21 protein-coding genes are annotated in these 19,637 nt (G+C 68.7%); 11 read left to right on the top strand and 10 right to left on the bottom strand.

The annotated features are described in order from the left end of the window. Nucleotides 1-460 precede the first annotated feature (460 nt). Genes ASE63_RS26100 through ASE63_RS26135 form a run of 8 tightly spaced genes read left to right on the top strand, consistent with a single transcriptional unit; the run spans nt 461 to nt 7,807 of the window. Nucleotides 461-973: a Na+/H+ antiporter subunit E gene (locus ASE63_RS26100; RefSeq protein ID WP_056808571.1), complete on the top strand. Its 513-nt coding sequence runs from the start codon at nt 461-463 to the stop codon at nt 971-973. Further along, on the top strand, nt 966-1,256 hold the full coding sequence (locus tag ASE63_RS26105) for a monovalent cation/H+ antiporter complex subunit F (protein ID WP_056808572.1): 291 nt from the start codon (nt 966-968) through the stop codon (nt 1,254-1,256). Before ASE63_RS26100 ends, ASE63_RS26105 begins: the two co-directional genes overlap by 8 nt. Continuing rightward, complete coding sequence (locus ASE63_RS26110; RefSeq protein ID WP_056808574.1) at nt 1,253-1,546, top strand: monovalent cation/H(+) antiporter subunit G; 294 nt, start codon at nt 1,253-1,255, stop codon at nt 1,544-1,546. Before ASE63_RS26105 ends, ASE63_RS26110 begins: the two co-directional genes overlap by 4 nt. Further along, nucleotides 1,543-2,475 carry an MnhB domain-containing protein gene (locus tag ASE63_RS26115; RefSeq protein WP_056808575.1) on the top strand — a complete coding sequence of 311 codons (933 nt, stop codon included), beginning with the start codon at nt 1,543-1,545 and terminating at the stop codon, nt 2,473-2,475. The genes ASE63_RS26110 and ASE63_RS26115 overlap by 4 nt, the downstream gene beginning before the upstream one ends. Further along, nucleotides 2,472-2,822, top strand: coding sequence for an NADH-quinone oxidoreductase subunit K (locus tag ASE63_RS26120; RefSeq protein ID WP_056808577.1), 351 nt, complete (start codon nt 2,472-2,474; stop codon nt 2,820-2,822). Before ASE63_RS26115 ends, ASE63_RS26120 begins: the two co-directional genes overlap by 4 nt. Continuing rightward, a complete protein-coding gene (locus tag ASE63_RS26125) occupies nt 2,819-4,342 on the top strand; it encodes a proton-conducting transporter membrane subunit (RefSeq protein WP_244491620.1) in 1,524 nt (507 codons plus the stop codon). Before ASE63_RS26120 ends, ASE63_RS26125 begins: the two co-directional genes overlap by 4 nt. Continuing rightward, nucleotides 4,339-5,970: a complex I subunit 5 family protein gene (locus ASE63_RS26130; protein WP_056808579.1), complete on the top strand. Its 1,632-nt coding sequence runs from the start codon at nt 4,339-4,341 to the stop codon at nt 5,968-5,970. The genes ASE63_RS26125 and ASE63_RS26130 overlap by 4 nt, the downstream gene beginning before the upstream one ends. Before the next feature lie 19 nt (nt 5,971-5,989). After that, entirely contained in the window at nt 5,990-7,807 is a 1,818-nt protein-coding gene (locus tag ASE63_RS26135) for an SLC13 family permease (protein WP_056808581.1), read from the top strand. 151 nt (nt 7,808-7,958) lie between these two features. Here ASE63_RS26135 and ASE63_RS26140 read toward each other — a convergent pair whose 3' ends face one another. The 9 genes from ASE63_RS26140 to ASE63_RS26180 all read right to left on the bottom strand — a co-directional run bounded on the left by ASE63_RS26140 (nt 7,959) and on the right by ASE63_RS26180 (nt 16,071). Continuing rightward, complete coding sequence (locus tag ASE63_RS26140; protein WP_056808582.1) at nt 7,959-9,446, bottom strand: alpha/beta hydrolase; 1,488 nt, start codon at nt 9,444-9,446, stop codon at nt 7,959-7,961. Nucleotides 9,447-9,614: 168 nt separating this feature from the next. Then, on the bottom strand, nt 9,615-10,898 hold the full coding sequence (locus tag ASE63_RS26145) for an NAD(P)/FAD-dependent oxidoreductase (protein WP_056808585.1): 1,284 nt from the start codon (nt 10,896-10,898) through the stop codon (nt 9,615-9,617). A 60-nt stretch (nt 10,899-10,958) separates the two neighbouring features. Then, complete coding sequence (locus tag ASE63_RS26150; protein WP_082610315.1) at nt 10,959-11,288, bottom strand: c-type cytochrome; 330 nt, start codon at nt 11,286-11,288, stop codon at nt 10,959-10,961. Continuing rightward, nucleotides 11,285-12,061, bottom strand: a complete 777-nt coding sequence (gene soxA, locus ASE63_RS26155) for a sulfur oxidation c-type cytochrome SoxA (RefSeq protein WP_056808587.1) — start codon at nt 12,059-12,061, stop codon at nt 11,285-11,287. Before soxA ends, ASE63_RS26150 begins: the two co-directional genes overlap by 4 nt. Before the next feature lie 5 nt (nt 12,062-12,066). Further along, a complete protein-coding gene (gene soxZ, locus ASE63_RS26160) occupies nt 12,067-12,390 on the bottom strand; it encodes a thiosulfate oxidation carrier complex protein SoxZ (RefSeq protein ID WP_056808589.1) in 324 nt (107 codons plus the stop codon). Between the two features lie 7 nt (nt 12,391-12,397). Next, on the bottom strand, nt 12,398-12,892 hold the full coding sequence (locus ASE63_RS26165) for a thiosulfate oxidation carrier protein SoxY (RefSeq protein ID WP_056808590.1): 495 nt from the start codon (nt 12,890-12,892) through the stop codon (nt 12,398-12,400). Further along, nucleotides 12,855-13,301 (bottom strand): sulfur oxidation c-type cytochrome SoxX, encoded by a 447-nt coding sequence (gene soxX, locus ASE63_RS26170; RefSeq protein ID WP_082610316.1) that lies wholly within the window; start codon nt 13,299-13,301, stop codon nt 12,855-12,857. The genes ASE63_RS26165 and soxX overlap by 38 nt, the downstream gene beginning before the upstream one ends. 10 nt (nt 13,302-13,311) lie before the next feature. Beyond that, nucleotides 13,312-15,507 carry a molybdopterin cofactor-binding domain-containing protein gene (locus ASE63_RS26175; protein WP_056808592.1) on the bottom strand — a complete coding sequence of 732 codons (2,196 nt, stop codon included), beginning with the start codon at nt 15,505-15,507 and terminating at the stop codon, nt 13,312-13,314. Nucleotides 15,508-15,603: 96 nt separating this feature from the next. Further along, entirely contained in the window at nt 15,604-16,071 is a 468-nt protein-coding gene (locus ASE63_RS26180) for a (2Fe-2S)-binding protein (protein ID WP_056808594.1), read from the bottom strand. A gap of 470 nt (nt 16,072-16,541) precedes the next feature. Here ASE63_RS26180 and ASE63_RS26185 point away from each other — a divergent pair, with 470 nt between their 5' ends. The 3 genes from ASE63_RS26185 to ASE63_RS26195 all read left to right on the top strand — a co-directional run bounded on the left by ASE63_RS26185 (nt 16,542) and on the right by ASE63_RS26195 (nt 18,500). Then, a complete protein-coding gene (locus tag ASE63_RS26185) occupies nt 16,542-16,793 on the top strand; it encodes a hypothetical protein (RefSeq protein ID WP_056808596.1) in 252 nt (83 codons plus the stop codon). 111 nt (nt 16,794-16,904) lie between these two features. Continuing rightward, complete coding sequence (locus ASE63_RS26190) at nt 16,905-18,062, top strand: GGDEF domain-containing protein (protein WP_056808597.1); 1,158 nt, start codon at nt 16,905-16,907, stop codon at nt 18,060-18,062. 120 nt (nt 18,063-18,182) lie between these two features. Continuing rightward, nucleotides 18,183-18,500, top strand: a complete 318-nt coding sequence (locus ASE63_RS26195; RefSeq protein ID WP_056808600.1) for a hypothetical protein — start codon at nt 18,183-18,185, stop codon at nt 18,498-18,500. A gap of 18 nt (nt 18,501-18,518) precedes the next feature. Here ASE63_RS26195 and ASE63_RS26200 read toward each other — a convergent pair whose 3' ends face one another. After that, the gene (locus ASE63_RS26200; RefSeq protein WP_056808602.1) at nt 18,519-19,631 is read right to left on the bottom strand and encodes a CoA transferase; all 1,113 of its coding nucleotides are present in this window, start codon (nt 19,629-19,631) and stop codon (nt 18,519-18,521) included. Between the last annotated feature and the right edge of the window lie 6 nt (nt 19,632-19,637).

The raw sequence follows: 19,637 nt of genomic DNA on the forward strand, positions 1-19,637 counted from the left end.
GTAACCATGAACGCGATCCGAAGCGGAACGGCCCGCCCGGAAAATGGGACATCGGGCACAGAACTGAGACAGGCGGCAAATGACCAGCACTGCCCCGGATGCTACGTTATCGTCGCGGCTGAATGCAAGTTCAGATCTGACCGACCAGCAAGAGATTTCACCATCGCATGAAACTGGAAAGAACAATTTCTTCCAGCGATAATATTTATTCCAAATGGCGACAGCACTCTGCTTGGACGCCCCTCTCCGGCCGCCGGCGGGCTGGCGTGACTGAGAGCCTGTTTGGCAACTCCATCAGCGCTCATCCTGAGGAGCCATTCCGGAAGGAAGGGCGTCTCGAAGGATGTTTCAGGAGGCTCGGGAGGCATCTGGAGCATCCTTCGAGGCGCCGCTTCACGGCTTCTCAGGGCGAGGGCTGGAGGGCCCAAACGGGCTCCGAGCGCCTCGACCGGGGCTTGCGATGAGCCCTTCCACGATCCCTCGCCTGCGCCCCTCTCGCAGCGCGCTTCTCCTGCGCGCTCTCGGCTTTCTCGCGCTCTGGCTCGCGCTGATCGGCACCGCCGCGAATGACTGGCCCTTCGGCCTGCTCGCCGCCGCCGCCGCGACATGGGCCAGCCTCGCGCTCTGGCCACCGGACAGCCGGCTGTCCCTGCCCGGCCTCGCACGCTTCGTGCTGCGCTTCCTGCCGCAGGCGGTGGTCGCAGGGGTAGACATCGCCCGGCGCGCCATGGCACCGCGCATCGCGCTGAACCCAGGGCTGGTCGACTACCAGACGACGCTTCCCGCCGGCCTCGCGCAGGGCGCGATGTGCGCGGTGATGAGCCTCCAGCCAGGGAAGCTCCCCATCTCCTGCCAGGCCAGCGGCGCCATGCTGATCCATTGCCTCGACACGGAGACGCAGGTGGGGGCCGAGCTCGCCGCCGACGAGGCCGCCTTCCTGCGCATCCTGCCGGAAAGGGGCCGGCATGGCTGACGTCCTGACTGCCATCGCCCTCTTCATTCTCGCCGCCATCGCGCTCGGGTTGTTCGCCGTGCTGCGCTCCCGCGTCGCGATCGAGCGGATGATGGCGGTGCAGTTGCTCGGGACGGGCGGCGCCGCGACGCTGCTCCTGCTCGGCGCGGCCACGGCCCAGCCGGCGCTCGCCGATGTGGCGCTGCTGCTGGTGCTGCTCTCGGCCTTCTCCTGCGCGGCCTTCACGCTCGGCGAGCGCGGGGCTGCGGCCGATGAGCCGGCCGAGCCGGGCCAGTCGTCATGATCTCGCTGGCCGACAGCTTTACGCTGGCCTTCGTCGCAGCCGGGGCATTGCTGTTCCTGGCCGGCACGCTCGGATTGCTGCGCTTCCCGGACACGCTGAGCCGGCTGCACGCGCTGAGCAAGGCCGACAATCTCGGCCTCGGCCTGATCGTGATCGGGCTGCTGCCGCAGACGCAGACGATCGCCGGCGGGGTGAAGCTGGTCTGCATCTGGCTGCTCGCGCAGCTTTCGGCGGCGACCGCGAGCCAGCTCATCGCCGGCATCGCCGCGCGCCGGCAGCCGGACGCATGAGCCTCGTCTTCGACGTCGCGCTGGCCGCCGGCCTCGTCGCGCTCGCGCTGCATGTCGTGCTGACACGCGACGGCAAGGGCGCGATCATCGCCTTCATCGGCTTCGGGCTGCTGCTCGGTATCGGCTGGGCCAGGCTTGCCTCCGTCGATGTCGCGCTGACGGAGGCCGCGATCGGGGGCGGGCTCACAGGAATGCTGCTGCTGCGGACGCAAGCCCATCTCGCGGGGCGTGGCGTCCGTCCGGCGCAGACGGGCCATCCATCGTGGCGCCTCGCCGCGGCGGGCTGCACCATCGTCACGCTCGGGCTCGGCTATGTCGTCCTCGCCTTCCCTTCGCCTGCGCCGAGCCTGGCGCGAGAAGTCGCCGGCTCCCTCGATGCCACGGGCCTCGGCAATCCGGTCACGGCCGTGCTGCTGGCCTTCCGCGCCATCGATACGCTGCTCGAGAAGATCGTCATCATCCTCGCCCTGATCGGCGTCTGGTCGCTCGCATCCGACCCGAACTGGGGCGGTTCGTCCCATCTGCGCCCGGCGAGCGTTCCGGAACCGCTCGTGTTCCTCGCACGCATGCTGCCGCCCTTCGGCGTGGTGATCGCGGTCTATCAGGTCTGGGTCGGGGCCGACCTGCCGGGCGGAACCTTCCAGGCCGGCACGATCCTGGCGGCGATGTGGCTCCTGGTCATGCTGGCGGGCCTGCGTCCCGCGCCCGAGACCAGAGCCGCGGGGCTGCGCATGATGCTCGCCGCCGGCCCTGCCCTGTTCCTCCTGATCGGCTTCCTTGGCTTCCTCATCGCCGGCGGCTTCCTGGCCTATCCGGAGGCCGTCGCGAAGCCGCTGATCGTCGCGATCGAGGTGGCGCTGACGCTCTCGGTCGCGGCCACGCTCGGCCTGCTGGTCGCGGGCCCTCCCGACAAGGAGCCCGCGCGATGAGCGCGCTCGCCCTCACCTCCGCCTCCCTGTTCGGGCTTTGCGGCGCGGCCCTCGTCGGCATCGGCCTGTTCTGCATCCTCACCCATCCCGAGCTGCTGCGCCGGCTCGTCGGCTTCAACATCCTCGGCGCCGGCATTTTCCTGGTCTTCGGGGCCGTGGCGCGGCGCGGCGCGGCGCTGGGCTTCGGCGGCGATCCGGTGCCGCAGGCGATGGTCATCACCGGCATCGTCGTCGCCTTCGCCGCGACCGCGCTGGCGGCGGCCCTGCTGCGCCGCCTGTTCGACCTGACCGGCAGGGCCTCGCTCGAAACCGGGCAGGCCGAGCTGCGCCCGCGGAGCGAGCCGTGACGCCAGCGACCTATAGCGCGACGCCGGGCGGCTTCCTGCTCGTGCTCGCCGTCATGCTGCCAGCCGCCGCCATGCTCACGATGCTTGTGTCGCGCCCGCGCCATGCCCGCACGATCGCGCTCGCGACCATGGTTTTCGGCCTCGCGGTCGCTTTCTGGATCGGCGCCGAGCTCATGCGCAGCGGTACCGCACTGATCTATCTCGTCGGCAACTGGCAGCCGCCGCTCGGCATCGCGCTGCGGGCGGACGGCCTCTCGCTGATGATGCTCGCCGTGACGGCGCTCGTCATCACCGGCACCGGCCTGTTCGCCCACCGCCTGTTCGGACTCGACGCCACGACCTGCGACGGCCGCGTGGCGACGAGCTTCTGGATGCTGCTGATGGGGCTGTGGAGCGGGCTCAACCTCGTCTTCGTCTCGCAGGATCTGTTCAATCTCTATGTTGCGCTCGAACTCCTGACCTTCGCGGCCGTGCCGCTGGTCTGCCTCGACGGGCGCGGCGAAACCGTGGCCGCAGCGCTGCGCTACCTGATGTTCGCGCTGCTCGGCTCGCTGCTCTATCTGCTCGGGGCGGGGCTGCTCTACGGCACCTATGGAACGCTCGACATCCGGCTGATCGCGAGCGCCAGCGAGCACGGCCCGGCGGTCCATCTCGCGCTGGCGCTGATGATCCCGGGGCTTCTCGCCAAGGCCGCGCTATTTCCTTTCCATCTCTGGCTGCCGCCGGCCCATGCGGGGGCGCCGGCCGCGGCCAGCACCGTGCTCTCGGCGCTCGTCGTCAAGGCGCCGATCTTCCTGATCCTGCGGCTGGTGCTGGACATCGCCCCGCCCGAGGCAGCGGCCTTCGCCGGCCAGGCGCTCGCTGTGCTGGGCGCGGGCTCGATCCTGTTCTGCAGCGTCATGGCGCTGCGGCAGGCGCGGCTGAAGCTGATGATCGCCTATTCGACCGTGGCGCAGATCGGCTATCTCTTCATCGTCTTCCCGCTCGCCGCTGGTGGCGACGGCGTGCCGCCCTGGGGCACGATCGCCTGGACCGGCGGCGCACTCCAGCTCACCTCGCATGCGCTCGCCAAGGCCGCGATGTTCATGGCGGCCGGCATCGTCGCGGAAGCGATCGGGCATGACCGCATCCGCGATCTCGGCGGCTTCGGCCGGGTTCTGCCCCTGTCGGCCGCGACCTTCGGTCTGGCCGGGCTCTCGCTGATGGGCATCCCGCCCAGCGGCGGCTTCATCGCGAAATGCCTGCTGCTGACCGCCGCGGTCATCGAAGACCATTACTGGCTCGCCTTCACCATTCTCGCAGGGGGGCTTCTGGCCGGTGCTTACGTCTTCCGCGTGATGAACCGCGCGCTCGCGACTCCCGCCGTGCCGCTGGTGCTGCGCCAGCCGATCCCGCTCGGCCTCGAACTCATCCCGCTCGCGCTGGCGGTGATGGCGGTCGCGCTCGGCTTCCTGCCGCTCGAGCCCTTCGGCCTGCTGCAGATCGGCCGGCCCGATGCAATCCCGGTGGTCGCGCCATGAGCGCCGCAAGCCTGCTCCTCGCCGCGACGATCCTGCTGCCGCTGGCCATGGCGGCCGGCTGCCTGTCCCAGCGGTTCAGGGCGCGGGCGCCGGCATTGCTCGTCCTCGCGCCGCTGCCGGCGATGCTCGCAGCCCTGCTCCTCCCGGACGGTGCCTCGGCCTCCTTCCCGGTTCCGTTCCGGATGACGCTGGCGCTGGATCGGCCCGGCGCGATCCTGCTCGGCGGCGCGGCGCTGCTCTGGAGCGCGGCCGGCGCCTACACCGCCTCCTATATGGGCGGCAAGCCCGGCACGCAGGGTTTTGCGATCTGGTGGCTGCTGACGCTCGCCGGCAGCCTCGGCGTCTTCATCGTCGCGGATTTCGCGAGCTTCTACCTGCTTTTCACCCTGGCGAGCCTGTCGGCCTACGGCCTCGTCGCGCATGAGCAGACCGCCGGGGCGAAGCGTGCCGGCGTCGTCTACATGGTGCTGGCCCTGCTTGCCGAAGCCTTCCTGCTGCTCGCGCTGGTGATGCTCGCCACCGGCAGCCCGGACTCCAATCCGCTGATCCGGGAGACGGCCGCGACCCTGCCCGCCTCACCACTGCGGGACGGCATTGTCCTCCTCGTCATACTCGCCTTCGCGTTGAAAATGGGGCTCGTGCCGCTGCATGTCTGGCTGCCGCTGGCGCATCCGGCCGCGCCGATGCCGGCCTCGGCCGTGCTCAGCGGCGTGCTGGTCAAGGCCGGCGTGATCGGGCTGATCCGCTTCCTGCCCTATGAGACGGCGCTGCCGGCCTGGGGCTTCGGGCTGGCGGTGGCCGGCGTGCTGACCGCTTGGTACGGCGCCGCTGTCGGCATCGCGCAGCGACGGCCAAAGACGATCCTGGCCTATTCGACGGTCAGCCAGATGGGGCTGGTTGCTGCGATCGCCGGTGCGGGCCTGGCGGCCGGCGATGCCGGGACGCCCGGCCTCGCGGCCTATTACGGGCTGCATCACACGCTGGTCAAAGGCGCACTCTTCCTCGCCGTCGGCATTGCTTTGGCCAGCGGGGGCCTGCGGCTGCGGGTCGTGCTGCTGCTGACCGGCCTGCTCGCGCTCAGCCTCGCCGGCCTGCCCCTGACCAGCGGCGCGCTCGCCAAGCTCGCGGTCAAGCCGATGCTCGGCTACGGCCTGCTCAGCCTTGCGGTCTCGCTCGCCGCCGCCGGCAGCACGATGCTGATGCTGCATTTCATCGCGGTACTCGCGCGGGAGACGGTTCAGAATCCAGATGCCGCGGCTCCAAAGGGTCAGGTGATCCCCTTCCTCGCCGTTCTGATCGCTTCTTTCGTCCTGCCATGGTGGCTCTACCCCTCCCTGACGGGCGCTGCGCTCGCCAGCGTCTGGGAATTCGCCTCGTTCTGGAAGCTGGTCTGGCCGCTGCTGCTGGGGGCGGCCGTCTTCGTCCTGTTCCGGCGCTTCAACGGCATCGCGGGCGCGATCCCGGAAGGCGATATCCTGGTCCTGGCCGAGCGGCAGGCTCCGCGCCTGTCCCATCTGGCTGCCGCGATCGAGCGGCTCGACCGCTCGCTGCGCCAGTGGCCGGTCGCCGGCCTTCTGCTGATCGGCCTCGCCATCCTGCTCGGCGGGCGCTTCCTTCTGACCTCGTAGCAAACGGACAAGACCTGACGTGACCGCCATCGAAAGCACCGCCCTCGTTGTCGCCGTTACGGTCGCGCTCTTCGCCTGGAACCGGCTCCCGGTGGTCGTGGTCGCGATCGGGGCTGCGCTGTCGCTCTGGGCGCTGGAAGTGGTCACGATCGAGCAGGCGCTGGCCGGCTTCGGCGACCGGGCGGTGCTCTTCGTCGCGAGCCTCTTCATCGTCAGCGCGGCGCTGGAGAAGACCGGCGTCACCGCCTGGGCGGGGCAACTCCTGATCTCCCGGGCCGGCGAGAGCCGCTCGCGCCTGCTGGTGATCATCATGGCGGCTTCCGGCTGCCTGACGGCGCTGATCAGCGGCGGCGGCGCAGTCGCGGCGCTGATGCCGGTCGTCGTCATGGCGGCGATCCGGCTGCGCCAGTCGCCTGCGCAGCTCCTGATGCCGCTCGCCTTCGCCGCCCATGCCGGAGCCAATATCCTGCTCACCGGCGCGCCGAAGAACATCCTCGTCTCGGAGGCGCTGGAGGATAGCGGGCTGCCCGGCTTCGGCTTCGCCGAGTTCGCCCTCGTCGGCGTGCCGCTGCTCGCCGGGACGATGCTGATCATCCTGCTGCTGGGCCGGCGGCTGCTGCCGGAACAGAGCCGTGCGCGGCTCCCGGCCGATTTCAGCCGGCACGCCCAGACGCTGGTCGAGCATTACGGGCTGACCGACGGCTTCTTCCATCTGCGCGTGCGGGCGAGTTCACCCTCCATTGGCCTTCCGGCGGCGGAACTGGACCTGCGGCGCCATGGCAGCGTCGAGCTCGTCTCCGCCCTCGCGGGCGCCTCAAGCAGGCCGCTCGGCGCCGCCGCGATCCGCGAAGGCGACTATCTCCTGGTCAGGGGTGAGGGGGACGCCGTCGCCCGCCTCTGCGCCGAGCAGCATCTTGCGCCCCGGGACGAGACAGCCGACGCAACCGGCGACGCGGCCGGAGCCCTGCTGAACGAGCGGACCGGGCTGGCCGAGGTGGTCATCCCGCCGCGCTCCGGCCTGATCGGGCAGGCCCTGCATCCCGGCATGACGACGGAGAGCGGCGATCTCATCGTGCTCGCGGTCCAGCGCGGCGGGCTCGATCTCGACCCGGGCAGCCCCGCCCTTCAGGCGGGCGACACCATCCTGGTGAAGGGAAGCTGGAAGGCGCTCGACCTCCGGCTCGCGGATCCGGATGTCCTCGTCGTCAACTCGCCCGACCTCGTCCGCCGCCAGGCGGTGCCGATGGGCGCCGGTGCGGGCGTCGCGATAGCTGCCCTGTCGGCGCTCGTCGTGCTGCTCGCGACCGGCATCGTGCCGCCGGCGGTGGCGGCGCTCATCTGCGCGCTGGGGCTGATCGGCGCCGGCATCCTCTCGGTCGAGGAAGCCTATCGCGCCATCCATTGGACCACGATCATCCTGATCGGCGCGATGATGCCGCTCTCGGTCGCGATGGTGCAGTCCGGCGCGGCCGACCTCGTCGCCAGCCATCTCGTGGCGTTGACGGGCGGCGGGGGGCCGATCGTCTTCCTCGCCGGGCTCTTTCTGCTGACCGCCTGCCTCGGCCAGATCATGAGCAACACCGCGACGACGATGCTGGTGATCCCGATCGCGATGGCGGCCGCGACCAGCATGGGCGTCTCGCCCCGGCCGATCCTGATGAGCCTGTGCATCGCCGGCGCCGCCTCCTTCATGACGCCGATCGCGACCTCGACCAATCTGATGGTGATGGGCCCGGGCGGCTACGCCTTTGGCGATTACTGGAAGCTCGGCCTGCCGCTGATGATCTGGTTCTTCGTGATGGCGGTATTTTATGTGCCGCTGGTGTGGCGGTTCTGAACGCGCGGAAACCCAATGAGCCCTCATCCTGAGGAGCCGCGAGCGGCGTCTCGAAGGATGCTTTCAGGAGGCTCCAGTGACCGCTGGACCATCCTTCGAGACGCGGCCTACGGCCGCTCCTCAGGGTGAGGGCTAAGGGGAAAGGCGTGCGCTACTCCGGCTTCTTCTCCACTGCCGCCGCGCTCGCCCGCGGGCCGAGCCGCTCGTCGATGCGCTCCTGCAGATAGGGGTAGAACGGGTTCGAGGACATGCGCAGCAGCGCGTCGAGATTGACGATCAGCGTGCCGCGCTCGCCGCGCGCCGCGACCGAGCCGAGCGCGATGCCGAAATCGTCCTTCGGATCGGGCGTCATGCCGTAGAGCCCGTCCGTCAGCGGAAACGGCAGCGCGACATGCGAGAGCGAGAAGACGTCGCGCGGATAGGTCAGGCCGAGCGCCCGCTCGCTCTCCTCGGTCGCGCCGGCCTCCGTCACCCGCTCGACAACATCGCTCGAATCCGGGCCTGAATTGGTGATGACGGACAGGCGGAAATTGCGCGGCGCCGGCGGCAGCATCCGCGTCAGCAAGGTGTCGGCCGAGCTGTTCAGCAGCGGCCCGAACTTGGCGCTGCGGTTGAGATCGAACAGCACGAGCTCGCTGCCATTGGCCGGCAGATGGGCATAGAGCGAGGAGAGGATCGCGCGGGTGCTGACCGTGAAGTCCATCACCGACTGGAAGGTGATCAGCGGCGCGATGTCCTTGAGGCGGCCTTCGCGCGACTGCCGCAGGATTTTCTGCTGCAGGGCTGCGGTCAGGAGATGGGATTGCCGCGCGCCGTTCACCGGAAACGAGTTGTATTTGAACGGGTTGAACTCGGGCAGCACGCTGAGCCAGGCCGCCTTGGCGAAGGCAGGCAGGATCGCCGGCAAGGCGGCGAGGCCGGCGAAGCGCGCGAAAGAGGTGATGCCGACCATCGGCGAGATCAGCACGAGCCGGTCCGGCCGCGCCAGCTTCGCATCGTCGAGGGCTTCGAGCGCGTACATCAGCGCGAGCGCGCCACCATTCGAGAAACCGACCAGATGCAAGGGCACCGACGCGCCCGACAGGCGGCGCGCCTCGCGTACGGCAAGCCGCGTCGCGGCGAGCCAGTCTTCCCATTCGACCTCGGTCAGGCCGGCCGGCACGGTGCCATGGCCGGGCAGCCTGATCGCCACCGCGACAAAGCCGCGCTCGCGATATTGCCGGGCGATGTGGCGCAGGCTGTAGGGGGAATCCGTCAGCCCGTGCAGGAAGACGGCCGCTCCCTTCGGCGGCCCCTCCGGCTGCAGCACATAGGAGCGGTTCCAGTCCTGCGCGAAGCGTCCGGGATAGATCGGGCTGTCGTCGAAATAGCGGTTGAACGAAACCCGCTCCTCCGGCTCGAGCTTCTGCGTCACCTCGGCTCGGACCTCGGCGAAGGCCTCGCCCTCGGCCGTGAGATAATCCTGCCAGCCGGACCGATCGAGCTCGGCAATCGAGAGCTCGCGGGGGATATAGGTATGCCAGGGCTCGAGTGGCGCGCCGCGCTGGGTCGCATAGATGCGGAAACCCAGCAGTGAGACGGCAACGATCGCGACGGCGATCGCCGCGCGTTTCAGGGCCTTCTTGAGAAAGATCCGCATCTCACCGCTTCCCGCGCAGGAGCGGCGATGCCGGTTCCGGCATCCCGCAATCTCGCCGTTATGTCGGCCCGTTCCCTGTCAGGGGAGTGCGCAGTATCCCAAAAACGCACCTTGTGTCCCGATTTTTTCTCGATCGTCCGAACTTCCCCGCCGGCACGAGGCATGCCGTCAGGAAAACATGTCGGCCGTGATCGCGCCATACCAGCTCATGTTCTCGGCCTGGGTCTGGCGGCGGAGTTCCTCACTCTCGCCCGGGGCAGAGACGAAGGTCTCGGTAGCCGCGATCCGTCCGTCCTTAGGCTCGTAGCGGCCACCCACCTTGATCGCGTCGTCGGTATCGATCAGGCTCCAGCAGGTGTTGACGTAACGCGCCGGGAAGGCCCGGCTGCCGGTCAGCTCGTGGCGGATGACCATGGCCGCTACCTTGGCCTGGCTGTTGGCGGAGAAGGCGGATTTCGGCATGTCGCCGGCGATGCAGGCATCGCCCAGCACGAAGACGTTCGGGTCGGAGGCCGATTTCATCGTCGCCGGGTCGATGGTGCAGTAACCGCCGGGGGGTGCCAGGCCCGCGCTGCGGGCGATTTCTCCGGCCATCTGCGCCGGGATGACGTTGACGAAGGCGCAGTCGCGATAGGTCTCGAAGCCGGTCTCGACGCTGTTCGTGCCAGGATCGACGGATTTGACGCCGTCATGCACCTTGGGACCGAGCCATTCGATCATGCCGCCATAGCGCTTCTCCCAGTCGGCCTGGAAGGCGGCCTGCTTGGAGAAGCTCTCCTTGGGGTCGAGGATGACGATCTTCGCCTTCGCCTTGCCGGCCTGCTTCAGCACATGGGCGAACATCGAGGCCCGTTCATAGGGCCCGGGCGGGCAGCGATAGGGGTTCGGCGGTGCGATCATGACGATGATGCCGCCATCCGGCACCTGCTCGAGCCGCTCGCGGACCAACTGCGTCTGGCGCCCCGGCTTCCAGCCATGCGGCATCGCCTCCTCGCTCTCCTTCGACCAGCCGGGGACGGAATCGTATTTCAGGTCGATGCCGGGGGAGAGGACGAGCCGGTCATAAGGCAGGCGCTGGCCGGTGGAGAGCAGTACCTCCCTGCGGTCGCGGTCGATCGCGGTCGCCCGGGCGCGCGCCAGCGTCAGCGCCTCGCCGTAATTTGCCGCCAGCGCATCGTAGCGGTGGACGATCTCGTCATAGCCCTTGAAGCCCCCGATATAGAGGTTCGAGTGGAAGCAGCTCTGGTAGGTCTCGTTCTCCTCGACCAGCGTGACGGCAATCGCCCCCTGGCTGTCCCTGGCAATGTAGCGGGCGGCGGTGGCACCGCCGGCCCCGCCGCCGACCACCACGACACGCGGCCTTGCCTGTCCGAGCACGGCCGGCGCAGGCAGGCCGAGCGCTGCTGCGGCGGCAAGCCCGGAGGCGACGAGGCCTCGACGATCGATCTGCATGGCTCCCTCCCGTTCTGTCCCTAGTCTCGCATCAGCGCGGCCCGGCGCCGTCGCGAACGCTCATTCGGCCTGCCTGAGACCGCCATAATACGCCGCCAGCGCCGCGATTTCCTCGGCGGACAGGCCCGCGGCGATCGTCTGCATCACCCGGTTTTCGCGCTGGCCTTGCCTGTAGGCCTGCATCAGCGCGACGAACTGGTCGGGGGGGATGCCGATAATCGCCGGGATGCCGCCCTGCTGCCGCCCGCTGCTCTGATGGCAACTGGCGCATTCCGCCGCGAGATACTCGCCGAGCGCGGCGTCCGCAGCGGCGGCGCTGCCCTGCGCCGCGAGCGCGCCGGCCAGCACCAGGGCTGCACGCCGCAGGCTATCGCCCGTTCGCGTCGTCATCGCCGAATTCCCGGCGTTTCGACGGGAAGTCCCTTGGCTCTTGCGGCGAGATAGAGCTCCAGCGCCAGATACTCCGGTGCGCCATAGTCGAACTGGGTCGCGCGCACGCCGAGCGAGCAGGCCCGCAGGCGCCGGTGCAGCGAGCCGACATCGTTCCATTCGAGGCGATAGGCCGGAAATGCGGTGCCGACACCTTGGGAGATAGTGTCACCGCGCAGCTTCTGGCCGACGAGCCCGTCATGGCACTGCGTGCAGGAGAGGTTGAGCTGGCCCTGACGGCGCTCGAACAGCGTCTTGCCAGCCTCGTAGAATGGTTTTGCCGGGCCGTCGGTCCTGACATCGAGCGGCAGGCCGCGCGAAAGGGAGGCGACATAAGCGGTAAGAGACAGGAGTTCCGGCGTCTCGTAGCCGAAGGGCGGCTGCCCCTGGCGCTCGACACGGCACTGCTCGATGCGTCCTTCGAGATTGAGCAGCCTGCCCGAGGCCGCATCGACCTGCGGATAGCGGGTGGCGGTGCCGCGCAGGCTCTGCTGCGGCTCGGCATGGCAGGTGATGCAGGCTTGCGCGTCGGGAGTAGGCTTGCGGCTGAACAGCTCGCGGCCCTGCTCGACCCAGAAGAAGGCCGGATTGCGGGCCTCGTCCGCCTGCTGGCGCTGCAATTCGGGGGATAGGAATTCCGTGCCGGATTTGATCTCTGCCTGCACGGGCGCAAGCAGGATGGCAACCAGGACCAGCCCGGCCGCCGGCGCCCTGCCTCGGCTGGCACGGCCCATGGCTCTCACGTCACGGTAAGCCTGGCGGTCCGGGTGAAGGTCGCGCCGCCATCCTCGCGCCATTCGAAGAGCAGGTCGCCGGTTGCGACGGCCTTCGTCGTGAAGGAGACGAAGGGGTTGGCGGAGACGCCGGTATGCATGTCGAAGCGAAAGACCGGCTCCCCGGCATAGGTCACTGTCAGCCGGTTCAGGATCTTGCGCGGCACGGTGCCGCCCTTGCCGTCGGACTGGCCGCCGCGATCCATCGGGTGGCGGGTCAGGACCTTGATCTCGACGATCTCGCCGGCGCGGGCCTCGGCCGGCATGGTGATGCGGGCGTTGAAGGACATGGTCTCCTCAGCCTCCGTCGATGCAGGCGCTGAGCGTCACGACGACATTCGCATCCGCCATGACGAAGCGGCCATCGCTCAGCGCAGCCACCGCCGCGACCTTCTGCGACTGCGCCAGCCGCAGGGTCGTCGCGACCTCGGCGCGACCGGCACGCGGGCTCAAGATAAAGCGCGCCATGTCGGGAAACGGGTTCTTCTCGGCGATCAGGTGAATCCAGCGGACATGATCGGCCTCGGTCATCGGGCTTTCGACGCGGATGCGGGTATCGACAGAATTGCCGTTCTCCACGAGAGGCGGAATGTCGAGCGTGATGCGGCCGCGTTCGGGCGCGGCGCCTTCCGTGACGCGGGCGACCAGTTCCGCGAGGTCGGGCGCGACCTCCGCTGCGGCAAGGCGCGGCAGCGCCGCCGCCACGAGCCCCACCGCGGCCCCTGTGACGAGGCACCGCCGGTCGGGGCCCTGGTCACGGCGTCCTGAGCGAGGCGAGATAGCTGACGACATCCTCGATCTCCTGGGCCGAAAGGGCCGGCTTGCCCCGATAGGCAGGGGCCACATCATGCAGATTTTCCGTCCTGAAATAGGGCGGCATCACCGTCTGCGGATTGAGCAGCGAGGCATCGACCAGCCGCAGGCGAATCTGGCCGGCATCGAGTCGTGCGCCCACGCCGGCGAGCGGCGGGCCGATCGTGCCCTGGAACGGCTCGGACGGATCCGCGCCGTTGTGGCAGATCAGGCAGTTGCCGCGCTCGCGGTCGCGCAGCAGCCCCTCGCCGCGCGCCGGATCACCGGCAAGGCCGCCTAGCGGACCCGGGATCGCGTCACCGACGACCGTGTATGGCTCGAGTGCGACGGCAGCCGGAGCCCCGGCGGCGGCCAGCACCGCGCCGACCAGCAGGAGCGCCGGAAGCATTTCGCCCGCCTCACGCCTTCTTCAGGTCGGCGTTCTTGAGCGGCAGGCTGCGGATGCGCTTGCCGGTCGCGGCGAAGATCGCGTTGAGCACGGCCGGCGCGGCGACCGCGATCGTCGGCTCGCCGACGCCGCCCCAGAAGCCGCCGGACGGCACGATCACCGTCTCGACAGCGGGCATCGCCTCCAGCCGCATCACCTCATAGGTGTCGAAATTCTCCTGCTCGACGCGGCCGTCCTTGACGGTGATCTCGCCATAGAGCGAGGCCGAAAGCCCGTAGACGAAGGAGCCCTCGACCTGCCGCTCGATCTGCGCCGGGTTGACCGCATAGCCCGGATCGGTGGCCGCGACGATGCGGCGGATCTTGAGCTGCCCCTCCGGACTGACCGAGACCTCAGCGACCGCCGCGACATAGGAGCCGAAGCCCATGGTCTGGCAGATGCCGCGGAAGACGCCGTCCGGGAGCGGCTTGCCCCAGCCGGCCCTCTCGGCCGCCGCGTTGAGCACGGCGAGGTGCTTGGGGTGGTCCTTCATCAGGGCGCGGCGGAATTCGAGCGGGTCCTTGCCGGCGGCATGGGCCAGTTCGTCCATGAAGGATTCCAGATAGATCGCGTTCTGGTTCAGGTTGACGCCGCGCCAGAAGCCCGGCGGCACATGCGGGTTGCGCATGGCGTGGTCGATCAGCAGGTTGGGCACCGAATAGCCGATCGAGGCCTCCGGCCCGGGCGGGTTGAGGCCCTGGAAGACGACCGGGTCGCGCCCGTTCTGGATGTTCTGCGGGAAAATGCCGGCGACGATCGACTGGCCGGAGATGCGCATGTGCAGGCCGGTCAGGTTGCCGTCCTTGTCGAGCGCGCCGGTCATCTTGCATTGGGTTACCGGGTGGAAGCGGCCATGCAGCATGTCCTCCTCGCGCGACCAGATCAGCTTCACCGGCGTTCCGGGGATCTGCCTGGCGATGGCGACGACCTGCCGGACCCAGTCATGCACCGCGCCGCGCCGGCCGAAGCCGCCGCCGAGGTCGATCTTGTAGGCCTCGCATTTGGCGATCGGCAGGCCCGAGGCCTCGGCCGTGGCGGCGAGCGCCGCCTCGCCGTTCTGCGTCGGCGTCCAGACCTCGCATTTCTCCGGCGTCCAGACCGCCGTCGCGTTCATCGTCTCCATGCAGGCATGGTTCTGGTAGGGGTAGCTGTAGACGGCCTCGACCGTGCGGGCGGCACCGGCGATCGCCGCCTTCACGTCGCCGTTCTGGTTGCCGACCACGGCGTTGGATGCATCGAGCCCCTCCTTCAGCCAGGCGGCTATGCTTTCGCTCGAAACCTTGGCGTGCTCGCCCTCGTCCCAGACGATCGGCAGCGCGTCGAGCGCGGTCTTGGCCTGCCACCAGTTGTCGGCGACGACGGTGACGGCGCTGTCGCCGACCGGCAGCACATGCCTGACGCCGGGCATGGCCTTGATCGCGGCGGCGTCGAAGCTCTTCACCTTGCCGCCGAAGACCGGGCAATCCTTGATCGCGGCATTGAGCATGCCCGGCATCGTCAGATCCATACCGTAGATCTTCTTGCCGTTGGTCTTGTCTGCCGTGTCGAGCCGCGGCAGCGGCTTGCCGACGACTGTCCAGTCCTTCGGGTCCTTGAGCGGCACCTCCTTCGGCGCCTCGAGCTTCGCGGCGGCTGCCGCGACCTGCCCATAGCGCAGTGAGCGTCCCGAGGCCTTGTGGCTGATCACGCCCTTCTGCGCGCCGCATTCGGCCGCCGGCACCTTCCACTCGTTCGCGGCAGCCTGGACCAGCATCATCCGGGCTGCGGCGCCGCCCTTGCGGACATAGTCATGCGATTCGCGGATGCCGCGGCTGCCGCCCGTCGAGAAATTGCCCCAGATCCGGTTGCGGGCGACGTTCTGGCCCGGCGTCGGGTATTCGGTCGTGACTCGAGCCCAGTCGCATTCGAGTTCCTCGGCGACGAGCTGGGCGAGGCCGGTGAGCGTGCCCTGCCCCATCTCCGAGCGGGCGATGCGGATCACCACCTTGTCGTCCGGATGGATCACCACCCAGGCGTTGATCTCGGGCACGGCTCCCTGCGCCAGCGCCTCGCCCGAGAAGGGAATGGCAAAGCCGAAGCTGAAAGCCCCCGCAGCGGCGGCAGAACCGGCGAGCAGGCTGCGGCGGGACAGGTTGGTTCTGGAAGAGGCGGTCGAGGTGGATGTCATTGTCGTCCTCCGGATCTGCATGGACGCGAGGGATGCGCGGGGCCCTGGGCCCGGCCGCGCTCGACCTCACGCAGGAAGTGCGGAACAGGCAGCCGCTCAGCCGCGGCCGAGCGTGCCGCCGGCGACGACGTCGAGGATCGCGGTCTTGACCCGCGCATAGGTGCCGCAGCGACAGATATTGGTGATCTCGGCGGCGATGTCGGCCTCGGTCGCCTTCGGATTGGCCTGCAGCAGCGCCGCCGTCGCCATGATCATGCCGCTCTGGCAGAAGCCGCATTGCGGCACGTCATGCTTGATCCAGGCCTGCTGGACGGGATGCGAACCATCGGGCGACAGCCCCTCGATCGTGACGATCTTCTGGTCTTCGGTGACCGCGCTGAGCGGCAGGACGCAGGAGCGGGTCGCGACGCCGTCGATATGGACCGTGCAGGCTCCGCATTGCGCGACGCCGCAGCCATATTTTGTACCCGTCAGGCCGATCTGTTCGCGGATGACCCAGAGCAGCGGCGTGTCGCCATCCGCCTCGACGTCGAGCGCCTTGCCGTTCACATTGAGCTTCGCCACCGTAAACCTCCCGGTTCGGTTTAAAAAGATCGGCGAGAGCGCCAACGCGCCTCGCCGGAGATCCGGCGCGCCGCGCGGCGCACCGGTTGTTTTTGATTGGAATCAATTGAAACTCAGCCGGAGCGATCCGCCAACGTCCGATACGCGGACACTCACGCGGCGTGATCGTTGACGGAGCAACGAATTGCCGGGTGGAAAAAAGCAATTCTTCTCGGTTTCTCGGCCTGTTATGGCCACATTGGCGAGGGTATCGCCCCGCCCCTGCGTCAGGGCGCCTCACAGCAACGTGAAGCGAGCCGCCATCCGAGCGGCCCATAGTGACGGTCTCCGCCACGGATGAGCACCAACGGCGTCGCGCTCCTGTCACGCTGCGGGGTCAGGTTCAGGCAATGGTTCCGCAACAAGCTGCATCAGCGCGGAGCCGAACAGGGAGATCAGGCGCGGGGGCGGCCAAGAAGCGGACCAGGAACATGGAACGATACAGAGGAGCAGATATCGGCAGCGCTCGGTCAGAGGCGCCGTTCAAGGTCGACCTGCCGCTCGATCCCCGCTGCGTGAACGAGAGCCTTTTCGCCATCGGGCTGTGGCTGATCGCCCGCGAAATGTCGCATCGCGCCCGGATTTCCATGGAGCCGAGGGACGGCCGCATCCGCGTCAGCCTGCCCGACGCCGATGCGGCCAGGGATTTCGGCGAGCGCTTCGCGCAGCGGCTGGTCGCCTGACGGCTGAAACAGTCGCGGATGACCTCGACCACGCCGATTCTCCGCCAACCCATTCAAATTTTAACAACTGGCTTAGAGCCACCTTATCGCCCCCTCGCTAGCCTAGGTGGAATGGTCACCTTTCTCGGACAAAAGCGACGGGCGACAACGCTGCCGCCGGCCGTCGAAATCGAGATCATTTCGCGCCTCTTCGGTGCCGCCCCCCAGATCATCTGCATCGCACTCGGCCTCATCATCGGTTCGGCGATGATGGCAGCGCAGACGGGCGAGGCGATCTATGCCTGGCTGGCGGCGGCCGGTGTCGCCACCTCCGGCTGGCGGCTGGCCAACATCGTCGGCTTCATGCGCCGCGACCAGCGCGTCGCGCTCACCCTCACCGAGGCAAGGCGCTGGGAGAAGGGCTATGCCTATTCCGCCTTCGCCTTCACACTGGTTATCGCCGTGCTGGTGGTCGCGACCTTCCGCACGGACGACCAGAGCGGCGAGGACGATCAGGGCGGCCATGTGCTCAGCATCGGGCTGGTGATGGCCCTGACCGCAGGATCCTATCTCAGGACCCTGCGCTTCTGGATCTGCGCGACGCTCTCGACGGTCGCCATCGGCACGCTCGCGGCAGCCTTCCTTTTGTCCGGCGACCCGCTCTACCAGGCGCTCAGCATCCTGCTGCTGGTCTATTTGATCTCGATCTATGAAAGCTCGGACTTCATGATCGGCCAGTTCGAGGAGCTGATCATCGCGCGGCGCGAGCTCGACCTCGCCTCACGGCAGGACGCGCTGACCGGCCTGCTCAACCGGCGCGGCGTCGACCGGCTGCTGGCCGAGGCTTGCCAGAGCGGCGAGCCGCTGGCGCTTCTGATGCTCGATCTCGATGGCTTCAAGCAGGTCAACGACAGGCTCGGCCACGCTGCCGGCGACGAGCTGCTGCGACAGGTCGGCAAGCGGCTCGGCGCCCTGATGCGCTCGGAGGACGTGGTGGGCCGCGTCGGCGGCGACGAGTTCATCGTCCTGATCCGGGGCAAAGCCGGCCCGGGCTTCGCGGATTCGGTCGCGGCGCGCGCGGTCTCCGCGATCAGCGCCCCCTTCGAGGTCATGGGGCAGCCGGTGCGGATCGGCACCAGCGTCGGCGTCGCGACGAGCGATGGCTGCGGCTCGGCCGCCCCCGACCTGGCGAAGGCACTGTTCGACCAGGCGGACGCCGCGCTCTACGAGGCCAAGCGCGCCGGCCGAGGCCAGTACCGGCAGGCGACGACACTCTATTCGGTCATCTAGGTCGGCGCACATTGGACGCGACCTGAGCAGTTTTCCGGTCTGCAGCTCTCAACATCCGTCGCGTTCCGGGGTATCAATGGCAAAGTCTGGAGCCTTTCCAGACAATGGAGGTGCCTGCCGATGCATCCCGCCAATCTGCAGATCGAGGGCCTTCTGGCGCTCGTCTCCGAGCTGACCAGCCAGTTGGTCAAGGCCGGCGTGCTGACGCCGGAGGCCGTCCAGGAGATGCTCTCCCGCGCCGAGACCGCGATCACTGACGACAAGCAGCGGCGCGACCAGCTAGGCGACAGCCACCGCGACGCCATGCTCTTCCCGGTGCGCTATCTCGGCCGGGCGCTGGCAGCAGCCGACGGGCAGGCGCAATGCGTCTCGGCCGTCACCGCCGCGGTGGGGCGCAGCAAGGACCGGCAAGCCCCGCCGCCCGCGCAGGCGCCCTGAGGCGGAACCGGACCTGCACTAGGCCCTCGGCTTCGACGGCGCCAGATTGCGGGTTTCGCAAGGCGTCTTCGAGAAGCGCAGCGGCGAGCGCATGGCGAGCATCGGTCCTTCGCTCGGGTGATCGATCGCCTCGAAGAAACCGACCGCCTTCAGATGCGGATCCTCGATCAAGTCATCCATCCTGTTGACCGGCGAGCAGGGAATGTCGGCCTCGGCGAGGATGGCGAGCCATTCGGCGCTCGGACGCGCCACGAGGCAGGTGGCGAGCCGCTCGTAGAGCTCGCCCACCATGGCGGCCCGTTCGGCGTCGACGCCGAGCGCCGGCTCCTCGGCCCAGTCGTCCCGTCCGGCTGCCCGGAAGAAGGAGCGCCAATGTGCCCCGGTATAGGGCATCACGGCGACGAAGCCGTCGGCCGTGCGATAGGGTTTGCGATGCGGCGAGAGCACGCGCGTATAGCCGGTCGGCCCGAGTGGCGGCACGAAGCTCTTCCCGGCCAGATGCTCGACCGCAAGGAACGACACCATCGCCTCGAACATCGGCACCTCGACCGCCTGCCCCTCGCCGGAAACGGAACGATGGTAGAGCGCGGCGTTGATCGCGCCGACGGCGAACAGCGCCGTCGTCTTGTCGGCGACGATGGTGGGCGCATAGCGCGGCTCGCCGCCGGCCCCCTGCTCCAGCCCGGCCCAGCCGGACGCGGCCTGGATCACGTCGTCATAGGCCGGCCGGTCGCGATAGGGCCCGTCCTGGCCGAAGCCGACGATCGAGCAATGGATCAGCCGCGGATTGCGCGCGAGCAGCGCCTCCGCGCCGAGGCCGGCGCGCTGCGCCGCCTCCATCCGCATGTTGTGGATGAAGACGTCAGCGCCGTCGATCAGCTCCAGCAGCCGTGCGCGGCCCGCGTCCTGCCGGAGGTCGAGCGCCAGGCTTTGCTTGTTGCGGTTGCAGTTGAGAAAGGCCGCGCCCATGCCGGGCGAGCGGGCGGGGCCGGGCGCGCGCATGATGTCGCCGCCCGGCGGCTCGACCTTCAGGACCTCGGCGCCCATGTCGCCGAGCGTCTGCGTCGCATAGGGGCCGGCGATGACCGTGGTCAGATCGACGATCCTGACGCCCTGCAGCGGTCCCGCCATGATGCC

Source organism: Allobosea sp. Root381 (assembly GCF_001429395.1).
Lineage (GTDB): Bacteria > Pseudomonadota > Alphaproteobacteria > Rhizobiales > Beijerinckiaceae > Allobosea.